We start from the raw sequence: 15,637 nt of genomic DNA, 5'->3' as shown, positions 1-15,637 counted from the left end.
AGGATTCCGGTTCTTCGCTGGAGCTGGATTCAACCACTTCACCGCAAGAAGTTTCTTCCCACCACCAACTGTCGTTGGCGCGGTCATTAATCCACTGCTGACCCTTAACGTCATTAGCACGGTCGTCCTTCAACTTGTAGCACTTGCCTTCTTCCATGTCGGCAAGACCAGCGTTGTAGCACTTGTCCGTCGTGTAGTCACCAGAACCACGAACGAATTCTTCGCACTTAGAAGCGACGATAATTTCGCTGGAGCTGGATTCTTCAACAGAGCTGGAGGATTCTTCGCTGGAGCTAGATTCCGGCTCGACGATCTCGCTAGAACTGGAAACAGGTTCTTCACTGGAACTAGAGGCAGGTTCTTCGCTAGAGCTGGATGATTCCGGTTCAACGCTGGAGCTAGAAACTTCTGCGATGCAGGGAGTTTCATTCCACCACCAAACCTGAGTAGCAATGTTATTAATCCACAGCTGATTCTTGACTTCAGCGTAACGATCTGGGTTAAGGACATAGCACTTGCCTTTTTCCATTTCAAGGAGGCCGGAATTATAACAATGCTTGTCATAATCACCGACACCGTTAACAAACGGAATGCAAGCGGAGCCATCCTGAGCAAAAGCCATTGCAGAGGCCACGCCCAAGACGAGGGTTGTTATTTTGGTTGTTTTCATTTATTCACCTTTTTTAGTTTATTTTTAAGGTCAAATAAATTTAGTAAATCATTTATACATAACATTAAAAAGCATACAATAATTATATATTAATTGTACAAAATGGCCAAATTTTCAAAATTTCGCCACTTTCGTTCCGGATGTAATTTTATTTTTACAACTTGACAGAATTAAAATTCATTTGCTTGCCATCATCTACACGTAAAAAAGCAAACAAACATTTACAAACAAGTAATTACATATTAACAAATATTAAAAGACCAAATTATTACACTCAAACGATAAAAAAATCCGAGAACATCAAGTTCTCGGAACACCTACTTATAATCAACGGATAAAAAAACTTACCCGTCAGACTCAATTAGTCAAGCTTAATCTTCTTGAGGCTCGTAACGCCAGCATTCGTGACACGAACCACATAGAGGCCGCTCGGAACACCGTTCAACGAAACAGAAACGGAGCCCTTAGTGTTCTTGTCAAAGGACTTCAAGACAGCACCCGTCATAGAAATCAAGTCCACGCGAACATAGCCATCGGCATTAAGCTGGAGAGTTCTACCCGAGAGCGCCATTTTCGGAGCATTCGTGACAACGGGATCCAAAGCAATCGTAGCATCGCTAGAGCTAGATTCCGGATTCACAGAGCTCGAAGAGGTCGGCTGTGAAGACGTTGCAGCGGCGAGGTTCGGCATATTGCCCGAAACCAAGAGACCATTCAAAAGCTTGAGCGACTGGTTGAAGTAGTTTTCATCACCGAGTGCGACAGCTTCCTTCCAGTATTCATCGAGCTTGGACTGGTACTTCGCATCGGAGATAAGAGCTGTCATGAGGGATGTCACGAACGTGCTATTGTGATCGTTGCCAAGTTCGCCAGATGCTCTGCGAACAGGGCCCTTCATGTTGGCGGCACTGACAGTAGAGACAAATTCAGCCATTTTCTTGTCGAGAGCAAGTGCACGCTTGTCGCCATGCCAGCAGACCGCCTTTGCATTACGCCACGGAGCGCGGGATGCATCATAGCTGTAGTAGTCATCTTCGCTCTTGCCGTTTTTGTCGGTCCAGTCATCAATGAGGCCCGTCGTAACTTCTGCAGAGCTAGCTTCGTAAAGTTTCATGTTGGCATCGTAAGCAGTCTTGTTCCAGAAATCCGCATTGTCCGTATCGATCAAGGCAAAAATCGGCATGTAGGCAGGGTCAAAATAGCCTGGATTCTTGCGGTTGAAAGCAGCATCGCCCCACTTGTCGCCTGGCAAATGCAGACCGTTCGATTCAAATTCGGACTTTTTCATGGACTGGATGAGCTTTTTAGCGTCTTCCTTGTACTTTTCGTCGCCAAACTGGTAGTACGCCATTGCAAGGGCGGCAGCGGCATCGATATCGCCATCGAGTGCAGCACCGTTACCCGCATCCCACGACTGCGAAAGGTTACCGACCTTCCAAATCATGAGGCCGTTTTCGTTCATCATCTTCTTGTAGAAGTTCCAAATCTTATCGAATTGCGGCTGATAGCTTGTGGTGTTGTCGCTAAAGTAGACCATCAGGAGCATGCCGTAGCCGACACCTTCCGAGAAATACGTATCGGAACCCGGATCAGAACGCACACCAGCGACATCGCCCTGTTCGTTGTACATGGTCTTGAGCCAATAAGCAAACTGGGACTTCAACTCTTCGGAGGCTTTAGCCTTGTCGCTCAAAAGCGTCGCATTTCCACCGTAATCGGACATTTGCGGGAACGGGAAGTTCACCTTAGCCTGGGCTAGACCAAAAGCAAAGAGACCGGCAAGTCCCAATTTCGCCAAACGATTCATACACTACTCCAATGCCCACACAGGGCCGTTAAATCTATCTAAAAATAAATTATTAGCGACCAAATGTAAATTTTTTTAGTCTTACGATTTAGTACTGTGTGCGGTCCATCACGACAAAAAGGGAATCGCGGTACGCAACGTGCCATTTTTCGCTAGAATCAAGCGTTTCAATCAGTTTATCCCACCTTGCATAATAGCGGAGCGGGAGCACCACGCGATCGATTTCCAGCGAATCGGCGTCCGTCAAGAAAAGTCGAGGCATAGTTGCATACGAAAGATAGCGTTCAAAGAAATCTGCCGTTTTCAAGATAAAGCGCCCATCAATGTATATCGAATCGAGCGGGTTCATAAACGCCAAATACCCGCCTGCACGGTCATCGTTAAACAACCTTCCCGGGTGCGGATTTTCCATCATCCAATGCGCAGCCCCCACAGGCACGCGCTGGTAGGCAATCATGGAATCGTAAGACGAAATAGACTTTACCCAAAACCCGAGAACAAAAGCCAAAGCAACAGCGGCAAGCACCATGTCTGAAGTCAATAGCGGGCTTAAAGAAGCGTTCAAACGACGCACCCCATGGGGCATTCGGTCAAGCCTTAACTTGGAGTGAATCTTCCGAGACTTTTCGGCAATGCATTTTTTCAATTTCAAACGAGAATTCGACGGGCGCATCGAAAAATGTACAATTATAGCCACAAATACAGGCAAAAAAAGCACAAAATTACGTTCGGCAACTAGAGCAAGAATTGCAGTAATGAAAAGCCAGGACGGAAGCATCCTGCGAGTAAAAATGGCTTCGATGCGTTCGTTTGTCTGCCAAGACAACTGCCACGAAGAATCTGGCGCAGGCTGCAAATACCAACGAACAAGGGCAAGAACAATTCCCACCACGCAAAGCACAAGCATCAAGGCGGACTGCAAAACATTTTCACCATTCAGCAAAAGCGTAATCGGCGAGCGGTTCTCCGCAATTTCACTTGAAAACGCAATAGCCGAGGGCGAAAGGCCAAGCAAACGGTCAAACAGCTCAAACGGATAAGGTAACAAGTTGAAGCCATCTTGATGAAACACCGGCATGATAAAGAGCAGAATCATAAAAAGAGTCTGCCAGACAACTGTTCTTAGCGGGATTCGAACCCCGTTCCACCGCCGCACCTTTCCAAATTTCACCCAACGTCGGAACCAAAGTCCATACGAAAAAAAGCCATACGCGAGAATCAATCCCAGGATATAAAGTCCCTGACATTTGCACCAAAACCATTGGATAAAAAGAATCACAAGCACGCCAAGAAGTTTTTGGGCACCCACAGCCTCACGGAAAGTCAAGTGAAATACGTGATGGAATTTTTTGTTTTCGGCATGGCTATTTTTTTTACGTTCTTCGCGCCAACCGTAAAAAAGCCACGGCAAAACGTTCCAATAAATACCAAGAAAAAGCATGCTCAAAAGCACGGGCCGAATCTCAAGCTGATACCTAAAAGTAAAGAGGATAACCGCAATCCCAGCAAAGATTATCGGGGAATATTTACCTTGTTCATCGCCTGTTTTTTCATCACTTGAATTTGTGAAAAAACTAAAAGGCAACAAGAACAGCGCAAAGACGACGCCCCAAAGGAGCGCCTTGAACGCCACCAATAGCGGAGCCCCACCAATGTTATAGACAAAAGCCACAATTTGCTGAAAGAACTCATGCACATTTACAACAGGTTCGCGCACAGGCGTCCAAGTGGTCACCCATTCGCGCGCGCAAGCCAAATGCCACCAGATATCCGTATCCGTCAACGGGAAAACCGCAAAGAGTGCAACCACTAAGCCTACCGCTATTGCAATCATGTTCAATCACCCGCAAATTTACTTTAACGTTTTGAGCAGAGAATCAAGGCGAGCCGCCATTTTTTGCGCCCCCAAAAGCCCCAAATGGTCTTCATTGGCGAAATCTTCGGGTGCATAGTTATGATGACCATCGTGATATTCATCGAGCACGGCAAAATTAGGATACTTTTCAGCGAGTTCGAGCACCGCATCTTCCATCATTTTTGCAACACCACGCGTCGGACCATAACGTCCCCAAGAATTTGTCTTGAGCAAATTCGGAGTCTGGGGGTAGACGACACCAACAACATAAACATCGTGATTGCGTGCCAATTCCAATATTTCAACAAGCTTTTGCATATTATATTCAACACCAGACGGGTCAACAATGTACCAATTGGAGTCATTGGCCACTTCAGGAACATCGGCTCCCCACCCCTGTGCCGGATCGTAATACAGGCCTCGGTGGTAACCAAACTGTTCATACTCATCGTCAGTCGGGTTTAACGCGGCTTGCGAAGCTTCGTTCATGTCACCAATAAGACCATCTTGCCAATAGCCATGATTCTTGTCATATTCGTAACCCGGGATATCGGCAAACCAAACCTTGAAATTTTCATCCTTGACATACCAGCGGTCATAATCCAATGTCAGGGCAACAACTTTAAGTTTTGGCATCAACGGCAAGATGTAGTTTTTGACAAAGAAAGACGTGCTTTCCATATCCTGCGCAGAATACGCCATATTGATAGCAAACATGGATTTAATATATTCCGGGTCCATACCTGCAAAAGATCTCGAAGAACCGATAATCACGAGTTCCGTCGTATCGCGATACTTCCAGAAGTAATCCATCTTGACCTTCATCAGTCGCGTTACAATGTTCGTATTTTCGGTCATGTAGACGCAGGCGCTGTCAGGATCCAAGCTGTTTTTGTCGCTAGATGCAGCAGTCGTTTTTACCCACAGGTTCGGATGCCACAGTTCATCGCCATCAGCAAGGTCAACAAACGAGCTATCAGACAAATTCACAAGAACAATTTTGGAGTGAGCGCCATTGACATTGGTAAGCGTCGCCACCACAAGATTTTTGCCCCCCGTAGCCCATTCACTATGGTCAAATGCGAAGCCATCAGGGGCACCCACAGTCTGAACAAGTTCACCTACAGAATCCGCCACGAGCAAGCGTTCGTGTGTACCATAATTTTTTCCAACAAATTTTTGTCCCGTTTTTCCGCCAAAGTCAAGAAACACCGTACGCTTGCTACCATCCTTTGAAAGCGAGACATTGCAAGCCTGTTCGCTACCGTACCACACAACATCATCTGCTTTACCAGTTACAGTTGAGCCCGATTTTGCCATACGAGCGCGTAAGAGCCTTGAACCAGAAACAGCAAGTGTATTGTCTTCACTAATGCCACCATGGTAAGCACCATCAAAAAGTTTTTCGGGACTACCAAACTTGCCGTTTGCAAATTTCACCTGCCACGTAGAAGCCGACTTCAAAATACCATCATCCTTGTTATTGCCAGCGTCGGTCACATACACAATCAGCGTATCAGAACCGACAACGCGCCAGCGCGGAATCGCAGCGCTTTCGACATCGAGCTTGACGAGGTTCGAGCCTTCGGCATTCAAGTTGCGAACATATAGGCTGGATTTTCCTGAAACACCTTCGATACGCGTACAGAAAGCCACATGTTTACCGTCAGGAGATATCTCGGGATGGAATGCGTCAATGGTATCGGCAATTTCAGTCACCGACAGAAGTCCTGTAGAATAGTCAATATACGCAATATTCCCTGTTACATCATTGCGGAAAGCAAGTTTCACTTTGTAAGTTCCCGTCTGGGCACGCATTTTTGCAGAATTGGCGAGAGGCACAATTCGGCTTGTAGCAGCCTTGCCATCCGAGCCCATCCAGGTCGCCTCGGGAATTGCGCCAAAAACAAGACGGAAACCAACATACCCCGCACGAGTCGAAGACGTCACTGTATAGACATCGCCACGGCTGTAAAGACTTATCGATTCCGGCGAATTGCGATAGCTGCCGCCCTTGACCACGCGCTCGGCCAAAGAACCGCCATCAGGAGCGCCCACAAAATTCGAGAGCGTCGTATCGCGAAGATTGCCAAGCCAGTCATTCACCCATTCCATAGCGTTACCGAACAGGTCACAAACGCTTTTGCTCGAATCGGCCTTGCTGCAAACCGCATGGAGTTTGTAATCTGAATTTTCCGCATTCCAGCTTTCGGAATTCTTTCCATACTTTTGAGCAACAAGAATCCATTCCGATTCTGTCGGCAATCGGTACGATTTAGAACCCGCATGGAACGCAAAGCCTTCCAAGTTCGTACAATGCTTGTTCTCATCAAAATATGCCTTGCTGTAAGTGTAGGCGGTATCAAATTTTTCAGCCTTGCTGCGTTCATTGGCAAAGAGCACGGCATCGTAATACGTGAGGTCTGTTGCCGGGAAAGTCTTGTTTTCGCAATCAATTTTCAAGCCGGTAGAGGCTTTCATCAAGTCGTTGAACTCGCTACAAGTCACCTCGTGCTTGCCTATTTGAAATTCATAATCCAAAACGACATTCATCTGCGGACGCTCATTTGCCTTCGCAGAAATGTCATTTGTTCCAAGTGTCACAGATGCAGAGGTCGCAGAGATGCGAACCATTCCCGGAAGCGAATCATCAAAATCAAACGAAGAGCGGTTTGACGAAACGCCATCGGAGTCCGAGCAAGATGTCAGCTGGGACAAGACAAAAAATACAGCAAATCCATAATACAAGTAATTCATATATTACCTCATTGATTTAATCAAAGAATCAATGCGAGACGTTAAACGTTTAGCCCCATCCTTATTCAAGTGGTCAAAATCATAAGCCATTGAATTAGGGTAATCGTGATCCCCATAATTATTTTCGTTCATAACAACAAAATTAGGCTTATTCTTGGCCCATGTCTCGATTTCTTCAATCAAGGCTTGGGCATGGCTGCGGCGCATGCCGTGACGCCCGTAAGAACCAGTTTTCTTGTAATACGGGCTAATCGGGAACATAACGCCGATAACAGTGATGTCATTTTCATTAGCCAAGCGCACAATATTCTTTAGTTTGTCCACATCTCCCGAGAAAATAGCCAAGCACTGGTTCAAAGGGGACTTCGCAAGGCACATGTTCAAGTTCGTATCCGGCACGCACACATCCATCGTGTCATTGGAAAGGCACGAATTCTGGTCCATATCCACAAGACAATTGGCAAGGTTCTTGTTGAACAGGCAATCACTCCATGTGGAATCGCCATTCAAGCCAGATACGCCATTTTCATCAGTCCACCCTAGGCTTTCTGTAATCGCATGCCAACCTTGAGTTTTCATGAGGTCATCAATATCGTCCGAAGCATTATCCATGACCATTTGGACAAAATTTTCATCAACGCCATCCGGATAAAAATCATGATTACGGTCATATTCAAAACCAAGTGCGCCACCCATCCCCTCATTAATATCTCGACGCGGGTCTATGTTGTACCACAAGTCAAAATCAAGACTCAAGACAACATATTTCACTTTTGGACAATGGTTCAAGATGTAATTTTTAAAGAGGTAGTACATACAGTGCATGTCACACGGCACAACACCCATATTCATTGCCGGTTTACTCATTTCAGATGCTGCAAAGCCGGCCCACAAATGAGAATTACCAAGACCAACAACCTCTACAGAATCCTTAAGTTTCCAGAACATAGGCATTTTATGCGAAAGCAAATAATTTGTCTGATTCGCAGCCGATGCATAACGACCGACGCTGTCTATAGACCAGTCTGAATGCTCTGACTTTTTTTCTGCTGGTGTCCAGAAACACGGATGCCAAATTTCCTCGCCTTCAACAAGATTTGTAATACTCCCATCCGTTGTATTGACAAGCACAATCTTTTGATGCGCACCATCCGCATTCGTTAGCGTTGCAACCGCCATAGTCTCATCATTCAAAACCCATTCACTGTGGTCAAAGGTATAGCCATTGGGCGATGCTACAGAGTTCAGCAATTTGCCCTTGTCATCAGCAACAAACAAACGTTCATGAGTGCGATACTTCGAACCGACAAATTTGGTTCCTGTTTCACCGGCAAAATCGAGGAACATTGTACGCTTTGTCGTCTTATTTAACGAAGCGTTGCAAGCCTGTTCCCCACCGTACCAAACCGTATCAACCGCCTTTGATTTAATTGTAGATTCTTTGGTTGCAATGCGTGCGCGGAGCAGACGAGCTCCAGTTATGGTCAACTTTTCATCATTGCTGATTCCACCGTGATAAGCGCCGTCAAAGAGCTTCGAAGGTTCACCAAACTTGCCATTTGCAAACTTCACCTGCCATGTAGAAGCGGCCTTGAACGACGATTCATCTTTGTTGTTGCCAGCATCGCTCACGTAGACAACCACCGTATCGCCGTTTTCGAGCACTCGCCAACGGGGAATTGTCGCAGACTTGACATCAAGTTTTACAAGGGAGGTTCCTTCAGAATCCAGGTTGCGGACATAGACTGCAGATTTTCCGCTAACGCCTTCCAGCCCAGTAGAAAAAGCCACACGCTTACCATCCGGCGAAATATCCGGGTGATAAACGCTAAAAGTATCCTTGATTTCAACAACAATCGGAGAAACCTTTGCAAAATCAACATAAGCAAGGTTCCCTGTCAAATCGTTGCGGAACGCAAGCTTGGAACGAGCCACTCCAAAAAACGAGGAAATCTTTTTTGACGACGTCACCACAGAAATATTCGATGCAACGACATCGCCCGAAGCATCAAGCCAAACCGGATTGCTTATTTTACCATACGCCAAGCGGAACCCGAGATATTCCGAAGAACTCGTACCCGTCACCGTATAGACATCGCCGCGGGCATACAAGTTTATAGTTTCGGGTTCACTCCTAAAGCTACCGCCCTTGATAACGCGTTCGCCAAGGCTTCCGCCATTCGATGCCCCCACGTAATCTGTAATCGTCGTATCACGGAAACTTCCTAGCCAATCGTTCACCCATTCCGTCACGTTGCCGAACATATCGCAAAGTCCGTTTTCATCTTTCTTGCCACAGACTTCGTGAGCCTTGAAGTCGGAATTTCCGGCATTCCAGCTGTTTTCGGCACTCGAAGAAACCCCAGCTGCAAAAACCCATTCGGCTTCGGTCGGCAAACGGAACGATTCAACGCCAGGATTAAACTTAAAGCCTTCCAAAAGGACACAATGGCCATTCTTGTCAAATTCAGCCGATGTGTACGTATAGGCAGAATCCAGCCCCGCCTTTTTGCTTTTGGCATTGGCAAAGAGAACCGCATCGTAAAACGTCACGTTGACGGCAGGCAAATTTTTGTTCGCGCAGTCCAGCGTAAGGCGGCCTTCTTTTCCGCCCATCACATCGTTGAATTCACCACAAGTGACTTCGTGCTTGCCAAGTTGGAAATCGTATGCAAACTTGACATCCATCTGAGGGCGTTCTTTTTGTGGAGCGGACTTGACATTCGTCCCTAGTTCCGCATACTTTCCAGAAGACTTGATTAGAGCAAAGCCATCCTGCAAAGAAACACCCTTACAGTTTTCTTGTAAACTGCAAACAAGTGACGAACCCATTTCGGTCTGAGTCGGAGAATCCGAACAGGATACCAAAAGAGCCAGTGGCAAAGCAGCTAACAAAAAAAGCTTTTTCATACAAAAATCTCCCTTAGACATAGTCTCATTTACAATTTACAAAGTTACATCATTCTAGATTTTTACAAATACACTACAAAAGAGGTCTACTTCAGTGATTTTATTAAGGAATCAAGGCGTTTCGTCAATTTGGACGCCCCCTGAAGGCTAAGATGGTCTGTATTTAGAGCATCTTCGTCTGAATAATCGTGATTGCCATCTTTATTTTCATCCATCAAGACAAAATTTGAATACTTGCTATCCATATTCTTCAAAGATTCCATCGCTTCAGCCGCTAATGAATGTCTAGGACCATAGCGTCCCCAGGAACCGGTTTCGCGGTAACGCGGATTTTGCGGGAAAATAACACCAACAACTTTCAAATTCAAGGAATCCATTTTGATGATAAACTTTTCAAGCAAATTCAAATTCCATGCAATATTTTGTACTTGCTTTTTCGACCAATTGGAATCGACTTCCACCAGGGGCGCTCCCCATTCAACACCTTCATCGCTATAGAATCCACGGGTTTTTACAAAATTCGATTTAGCCGACTCGGAATAGTTAGCCGCATTTTCTACAACATCTGCAAAATACTCCGGCAAATTATCTTTCCAAAAATTATGATTTGCATCATATACATATCCTGGCGTATTTGTGAAAATCATATCCGAAAAATCCGTCTTGCTAAGCCACAGATCTATATCCACCGACAATACAATGTATTTCAGTTTTTTTAGATGATTCACACCGTAATTTTCCGCAACATAGAGCGTAGCATTCAAGTCGTTGCCCATGTGGCCAATGTTTGTTGCAAATCCAGACTTCATCTCTGTTACGGCAATCCCCTTTTCGACTCTAGAGCTGCCAACACATAAGATATCCACCTCATTTTTATGTTTCCACATAATCGTGAGCTTAATACCTATAGATTCGTGCGTTCCATCTTGACCTTCAACAAAATAAACACCAGCGCTATCAAGATCGAGGTCAATATCGCTAAGAGACTCTTCGTTTTTCACCCACAGACACGGATGCCACAGTTCATCGCCTTCAGCAAGTTTTGTAATGGAACTATCAGACAAGTCAACAAGCACAATATTGCGGTGCGCGCCTTCCGCATTCGTAAGGGTCGCAACAGCTTTATTATTTTTCCCGATAACCCACTCGCTATGATCAAAAGCATAATTTTCCGGTGAAGCAACAGTCTGTACAAGCGTTCCTGTCGAATCCACCACTAGCAAACGTTCATGCGTTCCATAATGCGAACCGACAAATCGAGCACCAGTCTTTCCGCCAAAATCAAGGAATAACGTACGCTTGCTACTGTCTTTCGAGAGCGAGGCGTTACAAGCTTGTTCTGAATCGCCTTCGTACTTATACCATACAGTATCACTCGCTTTTTCCATAACGGTAGAACCCGATTTTGCGATTCGTGCACGCAAACGAGTTGAGCCAGAAACCGCAAGTTTATCATCACCGCTAATGCCACCATGATATGCGCCATCAAACAACTTAACGGGTTCGCCAAACTTGCCATTTGCAAATTTCACTTGCCATGTCGATGCAGCCTTGAACGAAGACTCGTCCTTATTGTTTCCGGCATCACTCACATACACAATCACCGTATCTACGCCAATGACTCGCCAGCGTGGGATTGCAGCGCTTTTGACGTTCAGCTTTACAAGATTGGAGCCCTCAGCATTCAAGTTACGCACATAAAGTTCCGAACTTCCAGCAACGCCTTCCAACCCTGTACAGAACGCCACTTTTTTACCATCTGGCGAAATATCAGGGTGATAAACATCTAGCGAATCTGCAATTTCACGAACCAGCGGAGAACCGCTCAGATAGTCAATATAGGCCAGATTCCCTGTAACATCGTTGCGAAACGCAAGCTTAGCCTCGTAAGAACCAAGCAACGAGCGTATAGTCATAGTCGATGTCAACGGAACAATCCGGGATTCCACGACTCTGCCACCGGCGTCAATCCACGTGGCCTCGGGAATTGCACCAAACGCCAAACGGAATCCAATGTAGTCCTTGCGCGTTGACGACGTCACTGTATATACATCGCCACGATTATACAGTTCAATAGACGTTACCGCATTTCTAAAAGAGCCGCCTTTGACAATACGCATCCTCAAGGAGCCTGCATCGGGAGCGCCCACATAGTTTGCAACAGTCGTATCGCGAAAATTACCGAGCCAGTCATTGACCCATTCCATGGCATTTCCGAGCATGTCGCAAACATCCGTTTCTGAATTCGATTTAGCACAGACTTCATGCAGCTTGTACTCCGAATTTTCAGAAGTCCAGCTTTTTTCTGCATTCCAATAATTCTTCGCAACCAAAACCCATTCCGCTTCTGTCGGCAAACGAAACGCTTTTGATTCAGGATGGAAAGCAAAGCCCTCCAAATTTATACAGTGCTTTTCATTATCAAATTGTGCTTTTACGTAAGTGTACGACGTGTCTAGACCTTCGTCCTTGCTGCGCTCGTTTGCAAAAAGAACGGCATCATAATAGGTCACATCCGTTGCCGGGATTTTGTCGCTAGAGCATTTCAGCGAAAGGCCAAATGAAGGTTTCATTAGCGAATTAAACTCACCACAGGTCACTTCATGTTTACCCAAAGAATACCTGTAGTCAAATGTCACGGTCATTTGCGGACGTTCAATCGCCTTCGCAAAAGGATTGTCCGTACCCAGCTGAACCTCTTTCTTTTGCGCGTTTACAAGCACCATTCCAGCTAAAGAGTCCACTGAAACAGGCGTATTCGAATCCACCACAGACGAAGTACTGCCAGAATCCGAACACGAAACCAAAACACAAATAAATAACGCCAAAAGAGCCTTGAACATAATCAAAGAAAATAGCAATTACTTCAATGAGCCTAACAGCGAATCTAGACGTTTCGTGAGTTTAGCAGCCCCTTGGATGCTCAAATGGTCCGTATTTAACGCACACTCATCTGGATAGTCATGCGCACCGCCCTTATTTTCGTCGAATATGTGGAAATGCGGATATCGCTTCTGGAACTTGCTCAGCGAATCAAGGATTTGCATGGCGATAGAACGCTTTGGCCCATAGCGTCCCCAAGACCCAGTATCGCGATATCCCGGATTTAAAGGGAAATGCACACCGACAACTTTTATCCCCAAAGGCTCTGTCAATGCCAAAAAATCCTTCAGGCGTTGCGTATTCCACGCCACCTTCTGTTCTCCAATTTCGCCGTTCCAGTTAGAATCCACATCTACTGTAGCGGTTCCCCAGCCGGTCCCCTCGTCGCTAAAAAATCCTCGGGAGTCTTCATAAAACTTTTTGGCATATTCCGAATGTTCAGAGGACTGTTCTACAGCCTCCAAAAATCCATCAGGCAAGCCAGTGGTCCAAAAGCCATGGTTCACATCGTACATAAATCCAGGTGTTTTAGAAATCATCATGACTGTATATTCCGTAGAATTTATCCACAAGTCAAGGTCAAGAGAGACTACGATGACTTTCAATTTTTTCAAGTGATTCAAGCCATAATGCTGTGCAATAAACAGGGAGGCGTTCATATCGTTCCCCGAATACCCCATATTCAGGCCATAACCCGATGATAGCGCCGCTGCCATAACGCCATTTTCCATTCTAGAACTTCCAACGCACAAAATTTCGACATCATTGCGATACTTCCACAAAAGCGACATCTTGTAGCCTAGCGTCACGTAAGTCCAGTCCTGTCCTTCGTAAAAATAGACGCCAGCGCTGTCGAGATCAAGTAGCATATCATCGTTCATATAAAAATCACTTTTGATCCACATGGACGGATGCCACAATTCATCGCCTTCGACAAGATCAACAATACTTCCATCAAATAAATTCACAAGGACAATCTTTGAATGCGCACCACTCACATTTGTAAGCGTCGCCACGGCTATATGGCTTGTTCCTGACGCCCATTCACTATGATCAAATGCAAAGCCTTCCGGTGCAGCAACCGAATGGATCAACCGGCCTGTTGAATCCACGACAAGCAACAGTTCGTGCACAGCGTAGGTATTTTTTACAAATTCACGTCCAGTCTTACCGCCAAAATCAAGGAACAGCGTTCGTTTGCTACTATCCCTAGCAAGCGATGCATTACAGGCCTGCTCTGCCTCGCCATTGTACTGGTACCACACCGTATCAACGGCTTTATCCATAACGGTTGAGCCAGTCTTTGCAATACGAGCACGCAAAAGCCTTGCACCAGAAACAGCAAGCTTGTCATCGTAGCTGATTCCGCCATGATACGCCCCGTCAAACAGTTTTTGGGGAGTACCGAATTTTCCATTTGCAAATTTCACTTGCCATGTCGAAGCTTTCTTGAACGACGATTCATCTTTGTTGTTGCCGGCATCTGTCACATATACGATAACCGTATCGTCGCCAATGACGCGCCAACGCGGAATTGCGGCACTTTCGACATCAAGCTTTACAAGATTGGAGCCCTCTGCGTTCAAATCGCGCACATAAAGAGCTGAATTTCCAGGTATTCCTTCAATATTTGTACAGAACGCCACCTTCTTTCCGTTAGGCGAAATTTCAGGATGATACACATCAATGGAATCCTCGATTTCGACAACCGATGGCGAGCCGCTCGAAAAATCTACATACGCCAAATTGCCAGTAAGGTCATTGCGGAATGCGACTTTCACCTTAAAAGTCCCGGCCTGCGAACGGATAATCGTCGAATTGGCAAGGGGTAGAATACGACTTGTAGCAACACTTCCATTTGCATTCATCCACACGGCATTGGGAATCACGCCAAAAGCAAGCCTAAAGCCGACGTAATCGGCACGAGTCGAAGACGTTACCGTATAGACATCCCCGCGATTATACAAATTAATTGTACTTGCGGAATTACGGTAGCAACCGCCTTTTACAACACGCATTCCCAAAGCGCCACCATCAGGAGCTCCAACATAGTTTGTTAAAAGTGTATCTTGAAAATTTCCATTCCAGTCATTCACCCATTCCAAAGCGTTTCCATACATATCGCATATTGCGGACTCTTTGTCAGTCTTGCTGCACACTTTATGGAGCTTGTAATCTGAATTTTCGGAGACCCAGCCACTAGCAGACTTCCATGAAGAACGCGCAACCAACACCCACTCGGTTTCAGTCGGGAGGCGATAGCCTTTTAATTCAGGATGAAAAACAAATCCGACGAGATTCGTACAATGCTTTTCTGCGTCGAACTGGGCATTGACATAGGTATAGACCGTATCTAGCCCCTCCGCCTTGCTCCGTTCATTTGCAAAAAGTACAGCATCGTAATAAGTCAAATCTGTCGCTGGATACAAATCATCATCGCAATCAACTTCAAGCCCACTGGCATGTTTCATGAGTTTATTGAACTCGCGACACGTCACCTCTGTTTTTCCGATGGAAAAATCATAGTCCAGCTTGACCCTCAGTTCAGGTTTTTCGTTAGATTTCGCCCTAGCATCGTTTGTTCCCAAACGCACTATAGAATTAAAATTGTGCGAAACACGCAGCATTCCCGAAAGTGAATCCTCTACTGTATTTACAAATTCTTCATTCAGGACCGCTGAACTGTTGGATTCGGTACAAGCGTATAATAAAGCGATTACAAGAACAAGCATCCATTTCATATTGCGCTCCCCTA

6 protein-coding genes and 1 pseudogene are annotated in these 15,637 nt (G+C 45.7%); all 7 read right to left on the bottom strand.

Going from position 1 to position 15,637, the window contains the following annotated elements:
* Window positions 1–670, bottom strand: a pseudogene (locus tag B3A20_RS01850) (hypothetical protein); the annotation flags it as partial.
* Between the two features lie 361 nt (window positions 671–1,031).
* Window positions 1,032–2,477, bottom strand: coding sequence for a glycosyl hydrolase family 8 (locus tag B3A20_RS01845; protein WP_290761218.1), 1,446 nt, complete (start codon window positions 2,475–2,477; stop codon window positions 1,032–1,034).
* Between the two features lie 88 nt (window positions 2,478–2,565).
* On the bottom strand, window positions 2,566–4,311 hold the full coding sequence (locus B3A20_RS01840) for a hypothetical protein (protein WP_290761216.1): 1,746 nt from the start codon (window positions 4,309–4,311) through the stop codon (window positions 2,566–2,568).
* A gap of 18 nt (window positions 4,312–4,329) precedes the next feature.
* On the bottom strand, window positions 4,330–7,089 hold the full coding sequence (locus tag B3A20_RS01835; RefSeq protein WP_290761214.1) for a TIGR02171 family lipoprotein: 2,760 nt from the start codon (window positions 7,087–7,089) through the stop codon (window positions 4,330–4,332).
* Between the two features lie 3 nt (window positions 7,090–7,092).
* Window positions 7,093–9,999 carry a TIGR02171 family lipoprotein gene (locus B3A20_RS01830; protein WP_290761212.1) on the bottom strand — a complete coding sequence of 969 codons (2,907 nt, stop codon included), beginning with the start codon at window positions 9,997–9,999 and terminating at the stop codon, window positions 7,093–7,095.
* A gap of 86 nt (window positions 10,000–10,085) precedes the next feature.
* The gene (locus B3A20_RS01825; RefSeq protein ID WP_290761210.1) at window positions 10,086–12,842 is read right to left on the bottom strand and encodes a TIGR02171 family lipoprotein; all 2,757 of its coding nucleotides are present in this window, start codon (window positions 12,840–12,842) and stop codon (window positions 10,086–10,088) included.
* Window positions 12,843–12,860: 18 nt separating this feature from the next.
* Complete coding sequence (locus B3A20_RS01820; RefSeq protein WP_290761208.1) at window positions 12,861–15,623, bottom strand: TIGR02171 family lipoprotein; 2,763 nt, start codon at window positions 15,621–15,623, stop codon at window positions 12,861–12,863.
* Window positions 15,624–15,637 lie beyond the last annotated feature (14 nt).

It is taken from the genome of Fibrobacter sp. UBA4297 (assembly GCF_002394865.1).
Taxonomy (GTDB): Bacteria; Fibrobacterota; Fibrobacteria; order Fibrobacterales; family Fibrobacteraceae; genus Fibrobacter.
This window is presented reverse-complemented; position numbering and strand designations above follow the sequence as displayed.

Bases quoted from the DNA above. Each gene is read 5' to 3' on its own strand.
- B3A20_RS01835 (WP_290761214.1), bottom strand. From the start codon at position 7,089: ATGAATTACTTGTATTATGGATTTGCTGTATTTTTTGTCTTGTCCCAG.
- B3A20_RS01840 (WP_290761216.1), bottom strand. From the start codon at position 4,311: ATGATTGCAATAGCGGTAGGCTTAGTGGTTGCACTCTTTGCGGTTTTC.
- B3A20_RS01825 (WP_290761210.1), bottom strand. From the start codon at position 12,842: ATGTTCAAGGCTCTTTTGGCGTTATTTATTTGTGTTTTGGTTTCGTGT.
- B3A20_RS01820 (WP_290761208.1), bottom strand. From the start codon at position 15,623: ATGAAATGGATGCTTGTTCTTGTAATCGCTTTATTATACGCTTGTACC.
- B3A20_RS01830 (WP_290761212.1), bottom strand. From the start codon at position 9,999: ATGAAAAAGCTTTTTTTGTTAGCTGCTTTGCCACTGGCTCTTTTGGTA.
- B3A20_RS01845 (WP_290761218.1), bottom strand. From the start codon at position 2,477: ATGAATCGTTTGGCGAAATTGGGACTTGCCGGTCTCTTTGCTTTTGGT.